Source organism: Flavobacterium sp. Root186, from assembly GCF_001428525.1.
Classification (GTDB): domain Bacteria; phylum Bacteroidota; class Bacteroidia; order Flavobacteriales; family Flavobacteriaceae; genus Flavobacterium.
Genome location: NZ_LMHW01000013.1, coordinates 529,776 through 552,336, shown reverse-complemented (window position 1 = coordinate 552,336; position 22,561 = coordinate 529,776). Strand labels below are relative to the sequence as shown.

At 33.3% G+C, this 22,561-nt stretch carries 25 protein-coding genes; 5 read left to right on the top strand and 20 right to left on the bottom strand.

The window, feature by feature from the left end:
• Positions 1–53: 53 nt before the first annotated feature.
• The 3 genes from ASD98_RS15710 to ASD98_RS15700 all read right to left on the bottom strand — a co-directional run bounded on the left by ASD98_RS15710 (position 54) and on the right by ASD98_RS15700 (position 2,511).
• Positions 54–746 (bottom strand): DUF421 domain-containing protein, encoded by a 693-nt coding sequence (locus ASD98_RS15710; RefSeq protein WP_056206045.1) that lies wholly within the window; start codon positions 744–746, stop codon positions 54–56.
• A 69-nt stretch (positions 747–815) separates the two neighbouring features.
• A complete protein-coding gene (locus ASD98_RS15705; RefSeq protein ID WP_056206043.1) occupies positions 816–1,439 on the bottom strand; it encodes a hypothetical protein in 624 nt (207 codons plus the stop codon).
• A 100-nt stretch (positions 1,440–1,539) separates the two neighbouring features.
• Positions 1,540–2,511 carry a D-alanine--D-alanine ligase gene (locus ASD98_RS15700; RefSeq protein WP_056206041.1) on the bottom strand — a complete coding sequence of 324 codons (972 nt, stop codon included), beginning with the start codon at positions 2,509–2,511 and terminating at the stop codon, positions 1,540–1,542.
• Positions 2,512–2,758: 247 nt separating this feature from the next.
• Here ASD98_RS15700 and ASD98_RS15695 point away from each other — a divergent pair, with 247 nt between their 5' ends.
• On the top strand, positions 2,759–3,379 hold the full coding sequence (locus tag ASD98_RS15695) for a PASTA domain-containing protein (RefSeq protein ID WP_056206039.1): 621 nt from the start codon (positions 2,759–2,761) through the stop codon (positions 3,377–3,379).
• The gene (locus tag ASD98_RS15690; RefSeq protein WP_056206038.1) at positions 3,369–4,412 is read left to right on the top strand and encodes an RluA family pseudouridine synthase; all 1,044 of its coding nucleotides are present in this window, start codon (positions 3,369–3,371) and stop codon (positions 4,410–4,412) included. Before ASD98_RS15695 ends, ASD98_RS15690 begins: the two co-directional genes overlap by 11 nt.
• A 120-nt stretch (positions 4,413–4,532) precedes the next feature.
• Here ASD98_RS15690 and ASD98_RS15685 read toward each other — a convergent pair whose 3' ends face one another.
• The 16 genes from ASD98_RS15685 to ASD98_RS15610 form a co-directional block, all read right to left on the bottom strand.
• Positions 4,533–5,756, bottom strand: a complete 1,224-nt coding sequence (locus tag ASD98_RS15685) for an ATP-binding cassette domain-containing protein (protein ID WP_056206036.1) — start codon at positions 5,754–5,756, stop codon at positions 4,533–4,535.
• A gap of 108 nt (positions 5,757–5,864) precedes the next feature.
• Positions 5,865–6,719, bottom strand: a complete 855-nt coding sequence (locus ASD98_RS15680; RefSeq protein WP_056206034.1) for a sulfurtransferase — start codon at positions 6,717–6,719, stop codon at positions 5,865–5,867.
• 11 nt (positions 6,720–6,730) lie between these two features.
• Positions 6,731–7,582 (bottom strand): ThuA domain-containing protein, encoded by an 852-nt coding sequence (locus ASD98_RS15675; protein ID WP_056206033.1) that lies wholly within the window; start codon positions 7,580–7,582, stop codon positions 6,731–6,733.
• Between the two features lie 12 nt (positions 7,583–7,594).
• The gene (locus tag ASD98_RS15670) at positions 7,595–7,984 is read right to left on the bottom strand and encodes a DUF1398 domain-containing protein (RefSeq protein WP_056206031.1); all 390 of its coding nucleotides are present in this window, start codon (positions 7,982–7,984) and stop codon (positions 7,595–7,597) included.
• Between the two features lie 124 nt (positions 7,985–8,108).
• Entirely contained in the window at positions 8,109–9,098 is a 990-nt protein-coding gene (locus tag ASD98_RS15665; protein ID WP_056206029.1) for an alpha/beta fold hydrolase, read from the bottom strand.
• A gap of 100 nt (positions 9,099–9,198) precedes the next feature.
• Complete coding sequence (locus ASD98_RS15660; protein ID WP_056206028.1) at positions 9,199–10,038, bottom strand: maleylpyruvate isomerase N-terminal domain-containing protein; 840 nt, start codon at positions 10,036–10,038, stop codon at positions 9,199–9,201.
• The gene (locus tag ASD98_RS15655) at positions 10,019–10,879 is read right to left on the bottom strand and encodes a mechanosensitive ion channel family protein (protein ID WP_056206025.1); all 861 of its coding nucleotides are present in this window, start codon (positions 10,877–10,879) and stop codon (positions 10,019–10,021) included. The genes ASD98_RS15660 and ASD98_RS15655 overlap by 20 nt, the downstream gene beginning before the upstream one ends.
• A 19-nt stretch (positions 10,880–10,898) precedes the next feature.
• Positions 10,899–11,312: a hypothetical protein gene (locus tag ASD98_RS15650; RefSeq protein ID WP_056206023.1), complete on the bottom strand. Its 414-nt coding sequence runs from the start codon at positions 11,310–11,312 to the stop codon at positions 10,899–10,901.
• A gap of 12 nt (positions 11,313–11,324) precedes the next feature.
• Entirely contained in the window at positions 11,325–11,762 is a 438-nt protein-coding gene (locus ASD98_RS15645) for a thioesterase family protein (protein ID WP_053473514.1), read from the bottom strand.
• A gap of 126 nt (positions 11,763–11,888) precedes the next feature.
• Positions 11,889–13,121 (bottom strand): RNA polymerase sigma factor, encoded by a 1,233-nt coding sequence (locus ASD98_RS15640; RefSeq protein ID WP_056206021.1) that lies wholly within the window; start codon positions 13,119–13,121, stop codon positions 11,889–11,891.
• A gap of 47 nt (positions 13,122–13,168) precedes the next feature.
• Entirely contained in the window at positions 13,169–13,516 is a 348-nt protein-coding gene (locus ASD98_RS15635) for a YciI family protein (RefSeq protein WP_056206019.1), read from the bottom strand.
• 47 nt (positions 13,517–13,563) lie between these two features.
• Positions 13,564–14,016 (bottom strand): carboxymuconolactone decarboxylase family protein, encoded by a 453-nt coding sequence (locus ASD98_RS15630; RefSeq protein ID WP_056206018.1) that lies wholly within the window; start codon positions 14,014–14,016, stop codon positions 13,564–13,566.
• A 140-nt stretch (positions 14,017–14,156) separates the two neighbouring features.
• Entirely contained in the window at positions 14,157–15,176 is a 1,020-nt protein-coding gene (locus tag ASD98_RS15625) for a trans-acting enoyl reductase family protein (RefSeq protein ID WP_056206016.1), read from the bottom strand.
• Between the two features lie 21 nt (positions 15,177–15,197).
• Positions 15,198–15,665, bottom strand: a complete 468-nt coding sequence (locus ASD98_RS15620) for a hypothetical protein (RefSeq protein ID WP_056206014.1) — start codon at positions 15,663–15,665, stop codon at positions 15,198–15,200.
• Positions 15,666–15,688: 23 nt separating this feature from the next.
• Positions 15,689–16,390, bottom strand: a complete 702-nt coding sequence (locus ASD98_RS15615; protein ID WP_056206013.1) for an outer membrane beta-barrel protein — start codon at positions 16,388–16,390, stop codon at positions 15,689–15,691.
• A 75-nt stretch (positions 16,391–16,465) separates the two neighbouring features.
• Positions 16,466–17,743, bottom strand: coding sequence for a Na+/H+ antiporter (locus tag ASD98_RS15610; RefSeq protein WP_056206010.1), 1,278 nt, complete (start codon positions 17,741–17,743; stop codon positions 16,466–16,468).
• Between the two features lie 370 nt (positions 17,744–18,113).
• On the opposite strand from ASD98_RS15610, the gene dnaK reads away from it, so the two are divergent.
• Positions 18,114–19,994: a molecular chaperone DnaK gene (dnaK, locus tag ASD98_RS15605; RefSeq protein ID WP_056206005.1), complete on the top strand. Its 1,881-nt coding sequence runs from the start codon at positions 18,114–18,116 to the stop codon at positions 19,992–19,994.
• Between the two features lie 208 nt (positions 19,995–20,202).
• Complete coding sequence (locus ASD98_RS15600) at positions 20,203–20,766, top strand: DUF6252 family protein (protein WP_056206003.1); 564 nt, start codon at positions 20,203–20,205, stop codon at positions 20,764–20,766.
• A 54-nt stretch (positions 20,767–20,820) separates the two neighbouring features.
• Here ASD98_RS15600 and ASD98_RS24045 read toward each other — a convergent pair whose 3' ends face one another.
• On the bottom strand, positions 20,821–21,108 hold the full coding sequence (locus tag ASD98_RS24045) for a carboxypeptidase-like regulatory domain-containing protein (protein ID WP_056206002.1): 288 nt from the start codon (positions 21,106–21,108) through the stop codon (positions 20,821–20,823).
• Positions 21,109–21,431: 323 nt separating this feature from the next.
• Between ASD98_RS24045 and corA the strand changes: the two genes are divergently transcribed.
• Positions 21,432–22,505, top strand: coding sequence for a magnesium/cobalt transporter CorA (gene corA, locus ASD98_RS15590; protein WP_056205999.1), 1,074 nt, complete (start codon positions 21,432–21,434; stop codon positions 22,503–22,505).
• Positions 22,506–22,561 lie beyond the last annotated feature (56 nt).

Below are 22,561 nucleotides of genomic sequence, written 5' to 3'. Positions count from 1 at the left end.
GCTTTGCTTTGGAATTTGGAATTTATCCCGAAACTTCGGGATTGTAATTTATTTTATGTTATTCTAAGTGTTTTTATTGCCGAAACCCATTCGTCTTTTTTACAGATTTCGCAGTTTGTGGTTTCTTTTTTAACTTCTTGTGTATGACCGCAGAAAGTACAGGCGTAAATTCCGTCTGTTGAAATTATTTTACTTTTTTTATTGAACAAAGCTGGTAAAATAGGTAAGCCGTATTTTACATCTTTTTCTTCATAGAAAAATACACTTATTTCGCCGCTTGGTTCAATAAAGGCATGTTTTACCTGTCCTAAATGTTCGATTGATTTTACGCGAAGTTCTGAGAAAAATTCGTCTTGTGCCAAAGTTTCTTTTTTAAAACTCGTTATAGAAAATTTCCCGTCGTTAATTAAACATTCGGTTTTGCCTTCTATAAACTCTTCAAATTTTTTGCTTTTTCCGGTAAGCCATGTTACAGAACGATACAAAATGATAATAACTAAAAAAACAATGGCTGCAGGAGCAATTCCAACATCTTCATAAAACATTGGGTCGCCGGCAGCAGAACCTAATGCAATGATGATTACGGTTTCGAAAATCGATAATTGTTTTACACCTCTTTTGCCTGCCAGTTTTAACGTTAGCAGTAAAATAGTAAACATTACTGTTGAACGAAATATTACTTCCAAAAGGAAAACTTGTGGCAGTTCATTAAAAAATAGTCTATTCCATTCGAAGATTTCTTTCATTTTTTTAGGTGCTAAGGTTCTGTTTTATGAGCTTAATTAAATAATAATTAGAAGGTAAAGTTTTTGTTTTTAGTTGCTTAAATTTAAGTTATTTAATTTTCGACGAACTTTGATAATATCTCCTTCATCATAAAGCTTTAGAATATCTTTTCTCGAATAATTTACTTTTTTGTTCGTATAGTTTTGAGATTTATCTAAATCATCAATTTCGTATGGCATGTAGGCATCAAAGTTATTATGAGTTGTATATATACTATCATTGTTCACTTTGTCAATTCGCATATTTGAATAATAACCGTTTGAAAATTTTAAATTGTATATGTCTCCTTCAATTGGATTTTTTATTAATCTGTCTGTTTCATTATCATTAAAATAATTATTAATTGTAAAAATAAGGAAGAATACTAAAATAATAGATCCAGTAAACATCCAAAGTGAATTCTTTACTTTCTCATTTTTTAATTTAAACTGAGCACTTTCTGGTAAATCTTCATAATCAAAATTTTCACCACAATGTATACAGTTTATAAAAACAGATTTTCCAACAGGAAATAAAGGAATTAAAGTCACATGAGTGTACCTTTTGTAAATGCTAAAATGCAATGAATCTACCGTTTCACATTTTGGACATTTTTCATTTAACAGGATTCCATTTTTTACATTTGAATCTTTCGTTCCAATCAGAAATAGCATATTCCTTTTAGTGTGTTTAAATTTTGTTATTTTTTTGATTTTATTATAAAAAAATAAGGTTCTGAAATCTTAGAATCTCAGAACCTTAGTATCTTAGGAACTATGCCAAAGCTAATTCAATCGCATTTGTAAATAATTCTTCCAGAGAAATTCCGGCTGCTTTTGCTTGCTGTGGAATCAAACTTTCGGTTGTTAAACCTGGAATGGTGTTCATTTCAAGCATATATGGCTCGTTGTCTACAATGATGAATTCACTTCTGGAGAATCCTTTCATTTTTAAGACTTCGTAAGCACGTTTTGCTGTTTCGCCTACTTTTTTTGTCAGTTCGTCAGAGATTCTGGCTGGGGTGATTTCTTGTGATTTTCCTTCGTATTTGGCTTCATAATCAAAGAAATCATTGTCAGATACAATTTCGGTAATTGGTAAAACGATAACTTCTCCTTTGTAATTAATCACGCCGACAGAAACTTCAGTTCCGTCAAGGAAACTTTCAATAATAATTTCATTGTCTTCTTTATAAGCCACTTCAATCGCGATTGGAAGTTCAGCTTCGGTTTTTACTTTTGAAATTCCAAAACTTGAACCCGCTTTGTTTGGTTTTACGAAACATGGCAAACCTACTTTTTTAACGATTTCCTGCGTATTGATTTCGTCACCTTTGTTTAAGTAATAAGAAATAGCGGTTTTGATTCCGTATGGTTTTAAAACAGATAATAAATCTCTTTTATTGAAAGTCAATGCTGATTGGTAATAATCACAAGAAGATTGCGGAATGCCTAATAATTCAAAATAAGCCTGCATTAGTCCGTCTTCGCCCGGAGTTCCGTGAATGGCATTGAAAACGCAGTCGAAAGTGATTTTTTCGCCATTTACCGTTACAGAAAAATCGTTTCTGTCAATTGGGAATTCGGCGTCGTTTGCGTCTACATAAACCCATTTTTCTTTAAAAATATGAATTCGAAATCCGTTGTATTTTGTTTTGTCAAGATATTGGAACACAACGTTTCCGCTGATTAGCGAAATTTTATATTCGCTTGAATATCCGCCCATGATGATGGCAATGTTTTTCATTTATATGATTTGTTTTATATTTTTTTTCAGGTTTAAGGTATTCTTTGTTTCAGGTTTTTGCCACGAATTGCACAAATTGTCACGAATTTTTTTTTGAAATCTGTTTGAATCTGTAAAATCTGTGTGCCATTTACATCCAGTATTCACTAGGCTTGTGTACCCAATTTAGGACTTTCTTGTTTTAAACAAAATTATCATTTTTTTTGAAATGAAATACTTTATCTTTGCGACAACTAAAAATAAATTTATGAGTTTACGTAAGTATTTAACTAGCCGAGTGTTTTTTTTGCAAGTATTAAGTGCGGCTGCTATTGTTGCGGTTTTGGTTTATTTGTTTATGCATTGGTTGACTTTTACAACTGATCACGGACACGAAATTGCTGTTCCTAATTTAGCAAGACTGACTGAAGAACAAGTTGAAGAAAAACTGGATGAACTGGACTTAGATTATGTACTTTTGGATAGTGTTGATTACCGAAGTGAATTTCCGAAATATAGTGTTGTAGAGCAGGATCCGCTGCCGGGAACTAAAGTGAAAGTAGGAAGAAAAATATATATCAAAATTAATTCTTCGGGATTTTCGTCTGTGAAAATTCCTGATTTAATTGAAAAAACGTATCGTGAAGCGGTTCCAACTTTAAAGGCTTTAGGACTTGAGCCGGGAACGATTACTTATATTCCGAATCTTGGAAAAGATATGGTTTTGGAAATGCGTTTAAAAGGCAGAAATTTAAAAGTAGGAGACCGTGTTTTGAAAGCGTCTAAAATTGATTTGGTTTTAGGTGACGGAAAAGCGAGTTATGTAGATGACAGTCAGGCAGCAGATAGTACAGCTGTACCGGCAGAAACCCCAAAAGATGAACAATAATATTGAAAATTTAGATCTGGAAGACGAATTATTCGAGCATTACAGATTTGAAGTCCCAAAAGGTCAGGCGTTTTTACGTATTGACAAATATTTACTGAATTTGATTCAGAATGCTACGCGTAACAAAATTCAAAACGCAGCAACTGACGGAAATATTTTTGTAAATGATATTCCGGTAAAATCAAACTATAAAGTAAAACCTCTTGATGTGATTACAGTTATGTTATCGCATCCGCCATTTGAAAACCATATTTTGCCGGAAGACCTTCCGATTAATATTGTGTATGAAGATGATGCCTTTTTATTAATCAATAAAGAGCCGGGAATGGTTGTGCATCCGGGTCACGGAAATTATACGGGAACTTTGGTAAATGCTTTGGCACATCATTTTGATAATCTGCCAATGAACAGCAGCGAGCGCCCTGGTTTGGTTCACAGAATTGATAAAGATACTTCCGGACTTTTAGTTGTTGCCAAAACAGAAGCGGCAATGACACATTTGGCAAAACAATTTGAAGCTAAAACAACTGAACGTGAATATATTGCCCTTGTTTGGGGAAATGTTGTAAATGAAGAAGGAACGATTGAAGGAAACCTTGCCAGACATTTAAAAGACCGCATGCAAATGGCTGTTTTTGCTGATCCTGAAATTGGTAAACCGGCAATAACACATTATAAAGTTTTAGAGCGTTTTGGTTACGTAACTTTGATTTCCTGCAAATTGGAAACCGGAAGAACACACCAAATTCGTGCGCACATGAAGCATATCGGGCATCCGTTGTTTAATGACGAACGTTACGGCGGGCACTTGATTTTGAAAGGAACTACGTTTACAAAATACAAACAGTTTATAGAGAATTGTTTTAAAGCTTTGCCACGTCAGGCGCTGCATGCTAAAACGCTTGGATTCGTTCATCCTAATACGGGAGAAATGATGCGTTTTGATACAGAGTTACCGCAGGATTTTCAGGATTGTATTGAAAAATGGCGTACTTATGTGAAATCACATAATACGGAAGATGACGAGAATTAATTAGATAATTTGTCAATTAGAAAATTAGATAATTTTTTATAGAACACCAATTCCACTAATTTACACACATTAATTTTCGTGTAAATTAGTGGAATTCGTGTTTTAATTTAATTCTGAATGCTATTTTATTTTACCGAGTGATCCTGTTGGATTTGGCAGAAGTTCGAAAATAGAAGTAGGAGCGAGGCCGGATTCTATGCGGTGTGAAACATACAAAATCGTAACATTTGTTTCCTGTTTAATTGTGTTGATTAGCTGAATTACTAAATCTACATTTTCGTCGTCCAGACCTTCTACCGGTTCATCTAAAATTAATAAGGGAGGATGTTTTAAAACAGCACGGACAATTAACGCCACTCTTTGCTGACCGATGGAAAGATCAATGAAACGTTTTTTTCTTAAATGCGTCATTTCGATTACTTCGAGCCATTGCGATACGATTTGCTTTTGATGCGTTGTCGGTTCAATATAAAGTCCGATAGAATCGAAAAATCCGGAAAGAATCATTTCTTCTAAAGTATGTCCTTTTTGAAATAAATCGGTCATTGAAGTTGCAAAAATTCCGATTTGTTTTTTGATATCCCAAACACTTTCTCCACTTCCTTTTTTTCTTCCGAATAAAAATAAATCCTGACCAAATCCTTTCGGATTATCGCCTGTAATTAAAGATAAAATGGTGCTTTTTCCCGAGCCGTTTGGTCCAATTAACTGCCAGAATTCACCTTGTTTAATTGTCCACGAAATGTTGTCGAGAATTTTTCTTTCGTCATAACTAACCGAAACATTTTCCAGTTTTATTAATACAATTTCGTGGAAGGAATGCGGCTCAATTGCTTTTGGAATTGTAGCTGTATTTAAGGTTTTAAAATGACTCTCGGTTTTTGAAATTGGATGTAATTCAAATGTATTATCGTTTATCTGTGCCTTGTTGGGAACAAATTCAAGAACATCAACAACACGATTTAGCAGCTGGATTATAGCAATTTCATTCGTTAAATCTTTTAATGAATCGGCTAAAATTACTCTTGAAGCCTGATCTAAATGATCAAACGGATTATCGAAAATGATAAAATCCGGTTTTTGATTAATACAGTATTTTAAAAATTCTTTTTTACGTTCGCCAGATGAAAACGTTCGTAATTGCCTGTGTGATTCAGGAGATGCTTCTACGCTGTCGTATTGGTATTCTTTTTCTATAAATTTTTCGATTGCAATGTCTGAGAATAAAATTCCTTTTTGAGTATTAAAAACGGCTAATTCTCCTTTTGCTTCTCCGTTAAGTAAACTGTCTATAAATGCTTTTTTATTTACCTGATTCGATAAAAGTATATCCCAATGCTGCATTATTTTTATATTGTGTATTAATAGCTATATATTTTTTTGCTAAAGATTGAAGGATTAATCTCTTTAATCTGTGATCCCGATAGCTATTGGGAGTGGCAAAAAAAAAGTTTATTCTGATTTTTTAGCTGCCATTTCTCGGTCATTTCTTGACCATTCGCTCCAGGAGCCTACATAAAGTTTTGGAATTTCTATTCCTGCATAATCCAAAGCCAATAAAGTATGACAAGCCGTAACGCCGGAACCGCAATGTACGATTACATTTGCTGAAGTTTTATTATTTAAAACTTCAGCATATTTTTTGGATAAAACTTCAGGAGATTTGAAAAGACCATTATCGTCCAGATTTTCACTAAACGGAACATTTACAGCACCCGGAATATGTCCGGCAATTAAATCTAAAGGTTCTGTAAGTCCGTCAAAACGATTTTTGTCTCTTACGTCAATTACAATATTTTCGCTGTTATTTCGGGCTTTTTCAACTTCTTCAATAGCTGCGGTTTTTAAATTCCATTCTGAAATTGGATAGTTTTCAGTTGTTTCAAAATTTTCTATTTCTGAACTTAGAGGAAAACCGGCTTTTACAGCTTCTTGCAAACCTCCATTTAAAACCTGAACTTTTTCATGTTTTGCGGCTTTTAGCATCCACCAAAATCTTGCGGCGGCATTTGAGCCATTTTTATCATCATAAATTACAACATGATAAGAAGGAGTAATTCCGAGTTTCGAGAGCACTTCAGAAAATTTTGAAAAAGAAGGCAAAGGATGTCTTCCGCCATTTGCAGGATCATTTTCTACCGTTGCTAGATCTTTGTTTAAATCAACATAACGAGCACCTCTTAAATGTTCAGTTTTGAAATTTTCCTCGGCATTCATTCCTGCTCTGGCGTCGATTAAAATGATTTCTGAGGAATTAAGGTTTAATAATTCTTCAGTGTTTATAATGGGTGAAAGTTTGGAAGCCATTTTTAATGAATTTATTTTTTAGATGTTCCTAACCAAAGCAACGCATCAAGAATGAATTTGCTTTCTGTTTTATTTTCAAAAGTATACGAAAGCGTTTTGTTGGTTCCGCCTTCATAATCAATATCATTATGCCCCATGTTAACATAAAGCATTTTGTAGTTTTTGTTTGTCCAAACTACAGGATAATATCCTTCATGCCAAATTTCATGTGCTTTTGGCCCGGTTCCTAGAGGAAAACTGCTTTCGTCAATTGCCAGAAGAATTTTTATATCCGGATTTTTTCTAAGATCGTTGCTCCATCTGTACCATTCGTTTGGTGCAGAAGTAAAAGTTTTAGGCAGATTTTTGACTGCCGGATGCTGATTTTCGACTCTTAAAACTGCTGATGTCGGCCTCCAGGTATTGCTTCCGTATTCACCAGAACCTAAAAAGGTATTATGATACCAATCCCAGTTTTGAGGATAACTTGAATCGTTTAAAGCAAAGGCCGAAAAATGAAAGCCCATGAAACCGCCGCCGTTTTCCATATATTTTTGAAAAGCTTCGCGCTGTTCAGGAGTTTCCGGTCTTGTGTCTAAAAATAGAACAACTTGATAATTGGCTAAAAATTTTGCGTTTAGATTATTCCAATTATCTGTAGAGTCGTAGACAAAATGATTCTCTTCGGCTATTTTTGGAAACCATTTGTTGGCTTCATGCACAAAACTTATGTGCGCCTGATCATTTTTTGCTGTATAAAAAGCAATTACTTTAAACTTTGATTTTTCTTTTTTGTGCTGAGAAAAACCTGAAAAACTTGCTAAAAAAAACAGAACTAAAACAGCTTTTTTAGTCAGCGAATAAATTGGATTAAAATTTGCCATCGATTTTTTAGATTAACCTGGAATTTTTTCAATTAATATTTCGTTTTCTGCGCTGTCAAAATAAGTGCAGGTCATTTCAATAATGTCAACTCTCCATTTTGCAATTCCGCATTGTCCGGCATGGCTGCAAAAAGTAAGATAATCTGTTTCTCCTTGCTGGTGTTTTACCAAAAATTCGATAAAAAGTTCTTTATTGACGCTTACGGCAATCGAAATTGGATTATATTTTTCATCAGATGTAACAGAATAACCATTTACACCATAATATTCAACGTGTCCGTCATTCACGAAAGTGTCATAACCTTTTACGCCCAGAATGATTAAGTCTTGTATATAATTTGGAAAATCAGCTCCGCTTTTTACTTTAGCATGTGCTTCTTTGATTTGATCGATTGTAAACATATTATTTTAATTTTTAGATTAGTTATAGTTAAAGTCTGCCACGAATTTCAAGAATTTTCACGAATTAATTTTTCAGCTTTATTTAAATAAAAAATTAGTGTAATTCGTGGCGAACAAAAAATTATTATTTCAAAAATACGATTAATGGTTTTATAAATTGATCGAAAGATTCGATATGAGGTAAATGTCCTGTATTTGGGACTTCTACCAATTTAGAATTGGGAATCGCTTTTTGAGTTTTTTTGCCTAATTCAGCATAATTACCCATTGTTTTCCGAATTTCTTCAGAAACTAAAGGTTTTCCAATTGCGGTTTTATCTCTTGTTCCGATGATTAAAAGCGTTTGACTTTTGATGTTTTTGAATTCGTATAAAACAGGCTGTGTAAAAATCATATCATACATTAGAGCAGAATTCCAGGCAACTTTGTTATAATCCGGAGCAGATGTCCAGCCAGCGGCAAGTTCAGCCCATTTTTGGTAATCTGCATTCCATTTTCCATCGTAATAATTTTCCATTTGGTATTTTTTGATGGCCTGATAATTTTGTTTTAACTCAGATTCAAACCACCAATCGACAGGTTTATAGGGAACTACAAGTTTCCAGTCTTCTAAACCAATTGGGTTTTCCAGAACTAATTTTTCGGCAGTTTCAGGATACATCAAAGTAAATCTCGTGGCTAACATTCCGCCCATAGAATGTCCTAGAATCGTTGTTTTTGTAATGCCTAGATGATCGAGTAATTTTTTAGTATTCTCAGCAAATTGCTGAAATGAATACTGAAAATTATCTGGTTTTGATGATTTTCCAAAACCAATTTGATCCGGAACAATTACACGAAATCCTTCTTTTGTTAAAGCTTTTATTGTAGTTTCCCAATAGGCTCCGTTGAAATTTTTTCCGTGAAGTAAAACAATATTTTTATTATTGTAATTGTCTGGTTTAATATCCATATAGGCCATTTTTAAATTTTGGCGCTGATTATTCAATTCTAAAAACTGAACTGGAAATGGATATTCATAATTACTTAAATTAATATCTAGCTGCCTTATTTTTTCTTCCTGCGAAAAACAAAATAAGGGTAATACTAATAGGATGAGTTTTATAATTTTCATTGTGATGCAGTTTTTTAAGGATTATAAATTTACCGCTATGCATTTTGAAAACCAAAAGTTAAACTCTTAAAATTATCAGAAAAAAGCGATTAAGATATAATTATGCCATTACGGCTACAATATTTAAAGCTGTTTCGGCAAGTAGTTTATCACCAATAATTTCTATTTTTTCCTTTGCATCTGCCGGAGTCATTCCTTTAGAAAATAAAAGCCATGCATCGTTTGGGTCTATTTTGATGATTGCATCAGGCTGATCTGGATCATCAATAAATTTCCAAATTTCATCTTCTTTCATAATATTCCATTGCCCGCCAATTTCTGTAGTAATGATCAGGCTTACAATTGTGCCGTTTTTTGCATTTGTATTTTTATATGCATTTGGCAAAGCCTGCATAAAAATATGAATGAACGGATAAAATAATTCTTTGGTTAAAAGTCCCGGTTTTCCCACGGCTTCTCTTATCTGCTGTTGATGCAGAAATTTTTCTGTATATTCTCTCGCAATATGAAACCAGTTCAGCGACGTTTCTTCGCCCGCCCACGCAACCGAAAATATGGCATTTTCAAAAGGATTTAATGTTTGCAAATGCTCGTGATATTCTTTTCCTGTAGTTTCTAATAAATTGATAATGACATTTGGACTCAGCCTTTTCGTAGCATTTGTCCACGTCATATTAAGCTGATTTAGAAAATTAACCAAATCGCTGTATGAATTAATGTTTTCTGGTTTTTCTCCAAAATATTGGTCTCTGGATATCGATAAACCTCTTAAATTTCCATCTAATAAATGAGAAGCAATATCTTTTACTGTCCATTTTTTAGCAACCGTTTTTGCATTCCATTCTTCTTCGCTTAATGATTTTAAAAGATCAATTAATAAACGATCGAGAATAGGAAAGAGGTGCAGGGTTTCGATTGGTTTACTTTCCGAAGGTTTCATTAGTGCTATTTTTAAACGTAATAACTCTTTGCGGATACGGAATATCAATTTCAGCTTCATCAAAACGTTTCTTGATGCTTTGCAGTAAATCGCAATACATTACAAAACCGTCTGTAGAGTTTTTTGCCCACGCCCACGCTTTTAATGTTACGCTCGAATCGGCTAGAGCCACAACTCTTGCCACGACCAAAGGCGTTTTTTGTTTTTTATTTTCGGCAGTTCTGGTATCAATAAAAAGCGGATGTTTGGCGATTTCATCCTGCATTATTTCTAATGCTTTTTCGATATTTGATTCGTAGCCAATTCCTATTTCGATTATTTTACAGCATTTGGTATCGTGCATATTGGTATTGACAATAATCTGATTGCTGATAACAGAGTTTGGAATTATAATTCTGTTGTTTTCGGCATCTTTTAAAACTACCTGCCTTAGATTGATGTCTTCAACTGTACCCACAAAATTATTGATTGTGATTTTGTCATTGATTCTGAATGGTTTAAAAATCACTAGAAATATTCCGCTGACAATATTGCTCAAAGCCTGCTGTGAAGCTAAACCTGCAACCAGCGAAATAACACCCGCACCTGCTAAAAAGGAATGTCCGATTATTTTAAATTCCGGAATTTGGATTAATGCAAAAGCTAATCCCAGAATATAAATTACCGTTATAATTAAATGTTTTAGAAACTTAAATCCGGTTGCATCATATTCTTTATCACTTAATTTTCGATATAAAAAATAGCGAAGCACTTTTTCTGTTATCGAGCCTAAAACTATTGTTGTAACGGCTATAATAGCAATGAAAATTCCTATTCTAAAGTCTTTTACAAAATCGATCATAGTTTTGAGAATTTTTGCATTAATGTAAAATTACAGATTCGATTAACCATTTTTTGTTTAATTTTTTCAGGTTGAATTCTATAGGCATAGCAATATCCTGATTTGGCGAAACAATTATCTGGGCAGTCGAATCTGTAATTTCTTTTTCGAAATAGTTAACGTTTTTTTCCATATCCAGAAATCTGGCTTTTTGATCATCCGGCATGCTTTTTTCCATCTTTTTAAGGGTTTCTAAATTTATTAAATTACCCTTATTAAGAATCACGAATTCTTTTGCCGTTTCAAAATCAAAATGATTCGTTGCAGCTAAATAAGCTGTAACAATTTCTTTTGGAGTTTTAGGCGATTCGTTCGTGTTTTCCTTTTTAGATTTAGGCGATTCACAGTTTGTAAAAACTACCAGAAAAATTAAAAACGCTATAGAATACTTCATTTGTTTTGTGTTTTACAATCCAACAAAATCATCACTTTTTGGGAAAATACTTAGTGCCTGAATTGCAATTTCGGGAGTTGGAGAAGCCAGTTTTCTAAGTTTGGTATCCATCCATGCGCCGTCGACTGTAATGGTAGCGCAAAGTGTATCATCTTCTCGTCTAAATTCGTGAATGATGGACCAGCGCGAAGCATCGGCTTTCATTTTTGATGTTTTGGTATGAATAAATATTTTGTCTGAAAGTTTTAATTCTTTTCTAAAAACACATTCTTCCCTAAATAAAACGGGACCAAAACCCTGTGTCTGCATTACTCTTAATGTTAAACCGAGTTCTTCGAGAATTTCGATACGATGCTGTGCACCAAAATCGTAATAAGCACTATGACGAACGTGAAAATTTGGGTCAAGATCGGACCAGCGAAAAGAGATTTCTTTAATAAATGAAGCCATTTTTGTATTTGTATTTTAATAATTTTTTAAATGCTGCTCTAAGATTGTTTTTTGAACATACATTTTAAGAAATCTAAATTACAAATAAAAACTGAATGGAACTGACAAAGTAAATTGGAGATTGAACTATATTTTCAGTATATCGATGTTTTGTTTTATGATGTTTTTGTCAGAAATGGAACTAGCCAGCTGTAGAGCTTTTTCGAAATGTTCGAGTGCTTTTTTATTGTCAATATCAGTATATAAGTTTCCTAATAAGGAATAATAAAAATGATTTTCGTTTAGGTTTAATTTCTCTGCTTCAATAATGGCAGTTTGTTTTCCGTTTGTTTTGGCTAAAGCAAATGTGCGGTTGAGCGCTGCAATTGGGGAATATTCAAGAATTAATAATTGGTTGTAAAGCTGTAATATATTTTCCCATTTCTGGGTAGAATCTTCTTTTTGTGTGTGCCAATAAGCAATTCCGGCTTCGAGATGGTATTTCGTAAGAGTGTTTCCGGTTGATGCTTTGCCAAGAAAATAAGTGCCTTTTTCAATAAGTTCCCGGTTCCAGAGTGTTTCATCCTGATTTTGATATAAGATCGTTTCTCCGTCACTGTTTGTTCTTGCGTCAAATCTTGAAGAATGAAAACACATTAATGAAAGCAATGCATTTACTGGCGGCAGATTTGTAGCTGGATTTTCGATTAATAAAAAAGTTAAACGCATCGCTTCGGCACAAACATCTTTTCGCAAAATAGTGTTTTGAGAAGTCGAATAATAACCTTCTGAAAATAATAAATACAGGGTTGTTAAGACATTTTCTAGTCTGCTGTTAATTTCAGAATTGTTGGGCTGTTCAATTTTTACATTGGCTTCTTTCAGTTTTTCTTTAGCGCGGTTAATTCGTTTATAAATAACTTCTTTATTGGTTAAAAAACCGTCTGCAATTTCCTGAATTCCAAAACCGCATAATAGATTTAGTGCTAATGCAATTTGCGCTTCGGCAGAATTTACAGGGTTGCAAACTGTAAAAATCATGGCTAACTGACTGTCGAAAATATTTTTATTTGATAAATCAATTTCAATTTCCTCCCATTTATTGGCATTGTGTTTTACTTCAACAGCAATTTTTTGTTCGAAGAGCGTATCGCGTTTTAAGTAATTTTTTGTTTTGTTTTTTGCAACGGTATAAAGCCATGCCGTTGGATTTTCAGGAATTCCTTTTACGCTCCATAATTCTGTTGCAGCAAGAAATGTATCGCTGGTAATATCTTCGGCGATTTCGATATTTTCAATTCCGAATAAATAACAGAGTACCGAAACTATTTTTCGGTACTCTGTTCTAAATAAATTGGGTAAAAGCTGGCTTTCTTCCATTTTATAAAATTTCTTTTTAAGAGAATATGAAGTTTTTTAAAAGATTATTAAACTCCGGCCACGGCCATTCTAATCTCAACATTTCCGCCCAATTCTAAAATCGGACATCCGTTTGCAATGCTTACGGCTTCATCATAATCTGCTGCTTTTATCATAATCAAACCGCCAATTGCTTCTTTAATTTCGGCATACGGCCCGTTGATTACACTTTTGTTTGATTTTACAATTTTACCTTCACCATCCCATCGCTGTAATGGTTTTGCTAGCTTGTCCTGAGCAGCGATTCCGCCCAGCCAATCCTGCCAAAGCTTAAGTGAATCCTGTAATTCCTGCGGAGAAGGCTGTGTTTCTTTAGTAATATAATCTCTTCTGAATATTAATACAAATTCGTTCATGATATTATTTTTTTAATGTCAATATTTTTATGTGATAATTATTTTGATTAACCGAATTGTCCAACTTTGTAAGTTCCAGGCTCGTTAGGAAATGCAAGATTAATACGGTTCCAGGTGTTAATATTTGTAACAGCCAAAGTCAAATCGATTAATTCCTGTTCGTTAAATTCGCTTGCAGCTTCTTTATAAACTGAATCTGGTACGTTACATTTTGTAACAGCTTCGGCCCAGGCAAAAGCAGCTCTTTCACGATTTGTGTAATATGAGGTTTCTCTCCATGCACTTAATCCGTATAAACGTTGTTCGGTTTCGCCTTTGGCACGTGCATCTTTATAATGCATATCTAAGCAATAGGCACAGCTGTTGATTTGTGAAACTCTAAATAAAACTAATTCTAAAAGAGCTAATTCTATAGTTGATTTTTTTAAATAGCCGCCAATTCCGTAAAGTGTTTTTAAAGCGTCTTGTCCTTTTTCGTGAATGTTAATTCTTGTTTCCATTTTGTATAAAGTTTTAATGTTATACTCTAATAACAATCGAACTTCTGGAATTGGACAAATTATTTTATTTTAAATAAAATTCAATATAATTCAAAGCCCTTGTATTTACAGGGTTTTTTGAACTTTTTTTTAATGAGAAATTATAAATGAGATTCTTCTATAGCCGAAATTGTGATGTCATCCTCATTTAAAGACTTTAAAAAATCAGCGGCGTCGAAAATTTCACCAATAACAGTAACGCCAGTTTTTGCTGTTTTGCCAGATACTATTCTGTTTACAGTTTCTACAACTAAAGGAGAAGTTACAGCATAAATATCCTGACCTTGCGCTGTAATTGCTCTTTTGAGATTATCTTTTATCGCGACAACTTCTACAGAAAAATGCTGTGATGATCTGTTCTTTTCGTCAATAGGCTCGGGTTCCGGAGTATCTTTATTTCTAAGATCGTCTAAAGAATTTTGACTCAAATATGTATTGATTGTATTTACATTTAAATGACGTGAAATAGTAATAATTTCAGAAAGAGGTAAACTTACAACTTGTTTAATTCCAATTGGGTTTTGAAAATTCCAGTTTATTGGAGTACCAGGTTCCAGTTCTTGTAAGCGGTTGTTCTTTAATGTTAATCTGGTATAATGATTTCTGTCGCCCGTTAATCTGGTTCCTTTTGTGGGATACCATGAATCGAGGCCAATATAAATGTTTATTTTATCAATTTTGTCCCAATCGTGCGTTAATGCCGTACTCAATAAATCGCCTAAACCACCATAGAATGCAACAGCAGGAATTATTAAAATTTTGCCTTTGGCTTTTTCAGAATAATTTTCAAATACATCTAAAACTGCTTTTTGTTCGGCACTCAAATCAATATAATGAATTCCTAATCTCAAAGCAGATTCAATTATTGGTTCTGCAGTATCTAAAAATGGACCTGCGCAGTTTATAATAATTTCAGATTCAGAAAAAGCATTGTCTAAACTTCCGGCGTCACTAATATCTGCGGCTTTTATTGTCGAATTCGGATATTGTTTTTTCAATTGCTGCAGTTTATCTTCATCTCTTCCGGAAAGAATTAATTTGTATCCTTTTCTTGAAAGTTCAGCTATAATAAATTTTCCGGTGTGTCCGTAAGCGCCATAAATTGCAATACTTTTTTTCATAGTGTAAGTTTTAAAGAAACTTTAAATAGTTTCTAAATTATCCCATTCATATTCAATTTTATTTATTTTAATGTAATAAGGAATAAGCAGAAGAATTTCTAATCTAAGAGAAATATGCCCATCTCCAGTCGTAAATGGAATGATAAACATTGATACTATACAAATTGCAATTCCAACAATAGCATCAATTTTAGCAATTGTTATGGCATTTGCTTTTTCAAACCATAATGAATAAGCGGCAAAACCTTTAAATGCCATAGTTGCAATGATAAAAACTCCGACTCCTGAATAGGCTGTATTGCTTGAGAAACCATAAAGTGATAAATTAATATTCTCTGTAAAGACATTTCCAATTAATGATGCTAAACCCAAAGCCCCCATAAGCATAAAAATCCAGCAAAAAGTTTTAATCCACCATGGTAAAAGTTTTCTTCTAATGATGGATGGTTTTTCAAATTCTTCAAACTGGCTTTGTAATTCCTGATTCATTTTTTTGTTTAATAATTTAATTTTTATAGTACTTGATAAGTAATTCCAAACCTGAATATTTTTGAATAAGCTTCGTTTGTCCCGCCAACATATCCGTCCAGATAATTTCTTAATCCGAAAGAGTATCCCAGATAAACACCAAATTTTTGATAATCTGTTGAGATTTGAATTCGTGGGCGAAAATCTGTACTGATTGTTTTTCTGTCTCTAGACGTAGTATATTTATTTCCAGAAGCATCAGTAGCGTCTCCCTTTTCTTTGGTACTTAAGATATTTGCAATATCAAAACCGGCGGCTAAGTCAATAGGAAATTTGTCTGCATTAAAACGGTATCCTGCAAATGGGTTTACGTTGATGGTATTAACATTCATAAAGGTTTCGCCAGAAACAGGTATGGCTTCGGATCCATCATTAAATACATTTGTTAAAGAAGTTTTACTTCGCAGATCTTCGTAACCAACTCCTATGCCATATATAAAATTAACTTTGGTTACTCTTTTTAGATTTAACGAAACTCCATAAGAAAGCGCATTTTTTGATCCATACGGATTATTGGTATATCCAGAACCAGTAAAATTTGAAAAGGACATATATGAGGATGATTCTGCACTTTGTCCGCTAAAAGCAGAAAGACCAGAATCTAAAGAAACTCTTAATTCGGTTTTTTGAGCGTAAGAATTTGAAAAGAAAATAAAGGCAATGGCCAATAATACTACTTTTTTCATTAGAAGTTTTAGGTTAAAGTTAATGAAGCTAATGTAGGTAAAATAGTATTGTATTTTGAGGCGGTATTTTAAAATTTATTCTATTTTTTGTTCTTTTTCACTTTTAGCATTTAATCGTTTAACGATCCACGGAAGCGTAAGTCCCTGCCCGATAAGCGTAAAAAGCACGACTGCAACAGAAATAAAAATGATTGTATTTCTTTCGGGAAACGGAGTGCTGTCTTCAAGGAATTTTGGAAGTCCAATAGCAATGGCAAGAGATACGATACCGCGCATTCCAGACCAGCCTAGAATAATACTATTGTTAAAGTCTAAAAGAGCATCTTCACTAACTTTTCTTTTTCCGCCGCGATTTTTTTTAAAGGCTTTTTGAAGATTTATTTTTTGAAGAAATACTCTAACCATTCTAATTAATAAAGCTACAATTGTAATAATAAAAGCGTATCCTATATAAGGGAGAATCATGTGGTTATCAATATCTTTTAATATGTATCTAAAATTAAGACCAATTAAAATAAAGATTAATCCGTTTAATAAAAAGATGATAATGTCCCAAAGACTTCTGGAACTATTTTTTAAGTTTTCGGGAAATATTTTTTTGCTGAAACGGGCAATTGCCAGCCCAGAAACTACTACCGCAATTACTCCTGAAACGTGAAATTGTTCTGCTACTAAGTAGGCTATAAAAGGCATCAATAACATGAAACTAATGGTAACATTGGTGTTTTTATGTACTTTACTTAATATAAAAGCTAAAATTTTTGCAATAACCATCCCAACAAGAAAACCTCCTCCTAATAAAAAAACAAACTGAAGGGTTGCTTTCCAAATTACAAAAGCAGATCCCATTACGGCTGCAACGGCAAAACGATAGGCAACAAGTGCCGAAGCATCGTTTATAAGACTTTCGCCTTCAAGAATCGTAATGGTTTTATGAGATATTCCAAGTCCTTTTGTAATGCTTACAGCGGCGACGGCATCGGTTGCAGAAAGTATGGCGCCAAGTACAAATGCCAGCGGCCAGGTTATATTTGGAATCATATAATGAGCTACCACGGCAATCCAAAAGGTAGTTAGGAAAACTAAAGTTATCGCCAGCGTACTGATTGTATTGAGATTGGTTTTGAAATCCTTTGGTGATATATTAAACGAAGCATCATATAATAAAGGCGGCAAAAATATCAAAAAGATAATTTCGGGATTGATCTGAATTTCGGTCATGGTTGGAATAAAACCAATCGCAATTCCCACAATTACCAGAAGAATAGGGTAGGGAAGTTTTGCTTTATCAGCAAAGGCAGATAAACCTATAACAATGGCGAGTATAAATATAATGATGCTGTAATTTTCCATTTTTTGGATTTAGAAAAATGCTAATGTACTTAATTCAGTATTTAATTAAAAATTATTCTGATTTGATAATAATGAAAAGTTCTAATAAAAATGAGTGTCCTAGCCCCGATAGAAGCGACATCCTTTTATGGTCTCGTTTCTTTAACGAGGCCATAAAAGATATAGCGGATAGCGGGAATAAGCTCCTTAATTATGACATATTTATATCCTTATGCCACAGTTGTCAGTCTTTAAAAATGTCATGTTGTCAGATGATTATTGTCGTGCCAATATTAAAACTGACAATTTACTTTGGTTTTTTATCTTGGCACAAAGATTGACTTATGCCACCTGAGTTATAAAAAATAAATCAAAATTAAATATATAAAAAATGGGTAAAATAATCGGAATTGACTTAGGTACGACGAACTCTTGTGTTTCTGTAATGGAAGGTAACGAAGCAGTTGTTATCCCTAACGCAGAAGGAAAAAGAACTACACCATCTATCATCGCTTTTGTTGAAGGTGGAGAGATTAAAGTAGGTGATCCTGCAAAAAGACAAGCAGTAACGAATCCTACAAAAACGATTGCTTCTATTAAACGTTTTATGGGACATACTTTTGCTGAAACTCAAGAAGAGGCAAAAAGAGTTCCTTACAGTGTTGTAAAAGGTGACAACAATACGCCACGTGTGGATATTGACGGTCGTTTATACACTGCTCAAGAATTGTCTGCAATGACACTTCAAAAAATGAAAAAAACTGCTGAAGACTATTTAGGTCAAACTGTAACTGAAGCGGTTATTACTGTTCCTGCTTACTTTAACGATGCACAACGTCAGGCTACTAAAGAAGCTGGTGAAATCGCTGGTCTTAAAGTTATGCGTATCATCAATGAGCCAACTGCTGCTGCACTTGCTTACGGATTAGATAAAAAAGGAACTGATCAAAAAATTGCTGTTTACGATTTAGGTGGAGGTACTTTTGATATCTCTGTTCTTGAATTAGGAGACGGTGTATTTGAAGTATTGTCTACAAATGGTGATACTCACTTAGGTGGAGATGATTTTGACCAGGTTATTATTGACTGGTTAGCTGACGAATTCAAATCTGAAGAAGGTATTGACTTACGTTTAGATCCAATGTCATTACAGCGTTTGAAAGAGGCTGCAGAGAAAGCTAAGATTGAATTATCATCTTCTGCTGAAACAGAAATCAACTTACCATACGTAACGGCTACTGCTTCTGGACCAAAACACTTAGTGAAAAAATTATCAAGAGCTAAATTTGAGCAATTATCTGATACTTTAGTAAAACGTTCTATGGAGCCAGTTGCTAAAGCATTAAAAGATGCAGGTTTATCTACATCTGATATCGACGAAGTTATCCTTGTAGGAGGTTCTACTCGTATGCCAAGAATCGCTGACGAAGTTGAAAAATTCTTCGGTAAAAAAGCTTCTAAAGGTGTTAACCCTGATGAGGTTGTTGCTATTGGAGCTGCTATTCAAGGTGGAGTTTTATCTGGAGATGTAAAAGATGTATTGTTACTTGACGTAACACCTCTTTCTTTAGGTATCGAAACTATGGGTGGTGTATTGACTAAATTAATCGAGTCTAACACAACTATTCCAACTAAAAAATCTCAAGTATTCTCTACTGCTGCTGATTCTCAACCATCTGTTGAAATCCACGTATTACAAGGAGAAAGAGCTATGGCAGTTGATAACAAAACTATCGGTCGTTTCCACTTAGATGGTATTCCACCAGCACCAAGAGGAGTTCCTCAAATCGAAGTAACTTTCGATATCGATGCTAATGGTATCATCAAAGTTTCTGCAACTGATAAAGGAACTGGAAAATCTCACGATATCCGTATCGAAGCTTCTTCTGGATTAACAGCTGAAGAAATCGAAAAAATGAAAAAAGATGCTGAAGCTAATGCTGATGCTGACAGAATTGCAAAAGAAAGAGCTGAGAAATTGAACGAAGCTGATAGTACTATTTTCCAAACTGAAAGTCAATTGAAAGAATTGGGAGATAAATTAACAGATGATCAAAAAACAGCTATCGAATTTGCTTTAACTGAATTAAGATTTGCTCACCAATCTCAAGATCTTGAGGCAATCCAAAAAGGATTAGACAATGTAAATGCAGCTTGGAAAACAGCTACAGAAGCAATGTACGCTCAAGGTGGTGAAGGTCAACAAGCTGCTCCACAACAAGAGCAATCTGGAGACAATGTTGAAGACGTTGAATTCGAAGAAGTAAAATAAGTATTAAGTAATTAGTACTAAGTATTAAGAAACCGAGTCAGAAATGACTCGGTTTTTTTTATCTATATGTGTTAAATCGCTGTGTTTCAGTGTTAAGTAAATTAAGGCCGATTTAATAAAAAAAAACTTCGCAAAATGAGGTTTCCCGCAATTTAATTATTGGATTTTAGCTTAGTTTTGGGAAAAATAACCTAAAACAAAAAATGCCATGAAAAAAATCTTAAGCCTTGGGCTTATCTTCTTGACTGTTCTATTTACGGGATGCAGCAGTGACAACGATGATAATGCTGTTGATAATGAAAACTCAGTTTCTGCTGTTATAAATGGAGCAGACTGGAAACCTACAAAAATCAATAGTGTGACTTTAATTAAAATACCAGGAATGGGTCAGCGTTTTGATATTAACATTCAAGACGATTCAAAAATGCTTATGCTAGCATGCGAAAGTGCTATTACTACTGAAGACGCAATGCCATTAAAAGAATATAATTTTTATGAAGAGATAGACGAAGAAGATAAACAATTACAGACTAGCGATGCGTTATTCATAAATTCGTATCTAATTGAGGGAAATACTTATACAGAACACATTCCTGTTTCTGGAAAAATAACAATTACCGCTATGGATCCAAATAAAAAGACAGTTTCTGGCACATTTAGTTTTAAAGCTGTAAAAGGAGATGCATTACAAACTAAAATTGTAACTCCAGAAGTTTTTGAAGTAAAAAACGGAGTATTTACGAACTTGTCATATACGGTTTACGCACAATAAATAATATCGAAAGTTTATATCAAACCGATTCAGAAATGACTCGGTTTTTTTGTTTTATTGATCATCATCTATTTTTGTAATGATTACAACTCCCGGAGTTGGTATTCGCTCCATTTTGAGCATGATTTTAGGTTTTTTTTTAAGCTTAAATTCTTCGATTTCATAACTTATGAACTTGAATATTAAAATATTACTTTTTTTTGCTTTAATCGTGAATTCGCCATTAATATCAGTTATAGTTATAATTATAGTTCCTTTTATAATTATTTGAACACCTGGTATTGGTTCGTCAGTATCCTTGTCAATAACAATTCCTTTGTATTCTATGATATCATTGCTCAATTTTGTTTTTATACTGTCTTGGTGTTGTTGTGTAATCGTTTGTTTGACTTGTGCTTTTGTAGATTGAATTCCTAACCCAAAAAAAGCAATTATTAAGAAAGTAGTAATTATTTGTATAGGATTCTTTTTTTCTGATTCAGGAATTGAGATTATTATTTTTTAATAATTTTTAGCTCATCATCATAATAAAATATTAGAGACAATTTAATTTTAAATAAATGTAATTATTATTTTGAATTACCCCACAATTCCTATCAAAAATGACAATTGTCATTTCCTGTTCGGATTCTTTTTCGTAATATTACTATTGTAAATTTTTTTGAATGAGAAAGATTAAATACAAAAAGGGACGCAAGCTCCAACACATTACTTTAGAATATACAGGCTCACATAAAGAACATGAAACCGAAATGCAGCTTTTTGTTTATGATGATGCCGATGTCGTTGAATATGATAAATTTACAGTTCTGGCCTTGAATTCTTGTTTTGATTATTCTAAAAATAACTGGCTGAATATTCACGGTTTAAATGACATCAATCTTATTAAAACAATTGGTGCACATTTTAAACTGGATGATTTTTTACTTGCCGATATTTTAAACACAACCAAAAGAACCAAGTTAGAACAACAGCAAAATGTTTTATTCTTTAATATAAAATCACTTTTGCCTTCTGAATATTCAGATAATATTAGCGTAGAACAAATTAGCTTTATTTTAAAAGACGGAATTTTAATTTCATTTCAGGAAAAACGAAGTGATTTTTTTACCCATATTCGCGAACGTCTTCGCACGCATGCGGGAATTGTTAGAACCAAAAAAGTAGATTATCTTTTGTATTTACTTTTAGATGCCGTAATGGAAAACTTCTATATTACCATTGAAGATGAAGAAGATAAGATCGAAGAATTAATCAATTTAACTAAAAAGGGTGCTGATCCTGTTATTTTAGAGAAAATTGAGAATCATAGGGATAATTTTAATTTTTTAAAACGCTCAATTGTTCCGCTTCGGGATTCGTTATATTATCTAAAAACGATTAAAGATGATGATGAAAATAACGGCCTGATTAAAAAAGACACATTTAATTTCTTTATCAGACTTCATCAAAAGAGTCTAGAACTTTTAGAACAGATTGAATCAGATATGAGTGCGCTCGAAAGTGCCTCTAATTTTTATTTTTCGGAACAAAGTCGAAAAATGAATGAAATCATGAAAACTTTGACTATCATTTCAGCCATATTTATTCCGCTGACATTTATAGTTGGAGTGTACGGAATGAACTTCGAAAACATGCCGGAACTTAAAACAGAAAATGGCTATTTTGTAGTGATGGGCATCATGTTTATGCTGGTATTGGGATTAATCATTTATTTCAAGAAAAGACGTTGGTTTTAACGTTTATTTCTACTAAGAAAATTTGATTTTGTTTAAATTACTATTTAGAATAAAAT

What these genes read in the sequence shown, in the direction of transcription:
- ASD98_RS15710 (WP_056206045.1), bottom strand. Translation starts at nt 746, where the DNA reads ATGAAAGAAATCTTCGAATGGAATAGACTATTTTTTAATGAACTGCCA.
- ASD98_RS15705 (WP_056206043.1), bottom strand. Translation starts at nt 1,439, where the DNA reads ATGCTATTTCTGATTGGAACGAAAGATTCAAATGTAAAAAATGGAATC.
- ASD98_RS15700 (WP_056206041.1), bottom strand. Translation starts at nt 2,511, where the DNA reads ATGAAAAACATTGCCATCATCATGGGCGGATATTCAAGCGAATATAAA.
- ASD98_RS15695 (WP_056206039.1), top strand. Translation starts at nt 2,759, where the DNA reads ATGAGTTTACGTAAGTATTTAACTAGCCGAGTGTTTTTTTTGCAAGTA.
- ASD98_RS15690 (WP_056206038.1), top strand. Translation starts at nt 3,369, where the DNA reads ATGAACAATAATATTGAAAATTTAGATCTGGAAGACGAATTATTCGAG.
- ASD98_RS15685 (WP_056206036.1), bottom strand. Translation starts at nt 5,756, where the DNA reads ATGCAGCATTGGGATATACTTTTATCGAATCAGGTAAATAAAAAAGCA.
- ASD98_RS15680 (WP_056206034.1), bottom strand. Translation starts at nt 6,719, where the DNA reads ATGGCTTCCAAACTTTCACCCATTATAAACACTGAAGAATTATTAAAC.
- ASD98_RS15675 (WP_056206033.1), bottom strand. Translation starts at nt 7,582, where the DNA reads ATGGCAAATTTTAATCCAATTTATTCGCTGACTAAAAAAGCTGTTTTA.
- ASD98_RS15670 (WP_056206031.1), bottom strand. Translation starts at nt 7,984, where the DNA reads ATGTTTACAATCGATCAAATCAAAGAAGCACATGCTAAAGTAAAAAGC.
- ASD98_RS15665 (WP_056206029.1), bottom strand. Translation starts at nt 9,098, where the DNA reads ATGAAAATTATAAAACTCATCCTATTAGTATTACCCTTATTTTGTTTT.
- ASD98_RS15660 (WP_056206028.1), bottom strand. Translation starts at nt 10,038, where the DNA reads ATGAAACCTTCGGAAAGTAAACCAATCGAAACCCTGCACCTCTTTCCT.
- ASD98_RS15655 (WP_056206025.1), bottom strand. Translation starts at nt 10,879, where the DNA reads ATGATCGATTTTGTAAAAGACTTTAGAATAGGAATTTTCATTGCTATT.
- ASD98_RS15650 (WP_056206023.1), bottom strand. Translation starts at nt 11,312, where the DNA reads ATGAAGTATTCTATAGCGTTTTTAATTTTTCTGGTAGTTTTTACAAAC.
- ASD98_RS15645 (WP_053473514.1), bottom strand. Translation starts at nt 11,762, where the DNA reads ATGGCTTCATTTATTAAAGAAATCTCTTTTCGCTGGTCCGATCTTGAC.
- ASD98_RS15640 (WP_056206021.1), bottom strand. Translation starts at nt 13,121, where the DNA reads ATGGAAGAAAGCCAGCTTTTACCCAATTTATTTAGAACAGAGTACCGA.
- ASD98_RS15635 (WP_056206019.1), bottom strand. Translation starts at nt 13,516, where the DNA reads ATGAACGAATTTGTATTAATATTCAGAAGAGATTATATTACTAAAGAA.
- ASD98_RS15630 (WP_056206018.1), bottom strand. Translation starts at nt 14,016, where the DNA reads ATGGAAACAAGAATTAACATTCACGAAAAAGGACAAGACGCTTTAAAA.
- ASD98_RS15625 (WP_056206016.1), bottom strand. Translation starts at nt 15,176, where the DNA reads ATGAAAAAAAGTATTGCAATTTATGGCGCTTACGGACACACCGGAAAA.
- ASD98_RS15620 (WP_056206014.1), bottom strand. Translation starts at nt 15,665, where the DNA reads ATGAATCAGGAATTACAAAGCCAGTTTGAAGAATTTGAAAAACCATCC.
- ASD98_RS15615 (WP_056206013.1), bottom strand. Translation starts at nt 16,390, where the DNA reads ATGAAAAAAGTAGTATTATTGGCCATTGCCTTTATTTTCTTTTCAAAT.
- ASD98_RS15610 (WP_056206010.1), bottom strand. Translation starts at nt 17,743, where the DNA reads ATGGAAAATTACAGCATCATTATATTTATACTCGCCATTGTTATAGGT.
- dnaK (WP_056206005.1), top strand. Translation starts at nt 18,114, where the DNA reads ATGGGTAAAATAATCGGAATTGACTTAGGTACGACGAACTCTTGTGTT.
- ASD98_RS15600 (WP_056206003.1), top strand. Translation starts at nt 20,203, where the DNA reads ATGAAAAAAATCTTAAGCCTTGGGCTTATCTTCTTGACTGTTCTATTT.
- corA (WP_056205999.1), top strand. Translation starts at nt 21,432, where the DNA reads ATGAGAAAGATTAAATACAAAAAGGGACGCAAGCTCCAACACATTACT.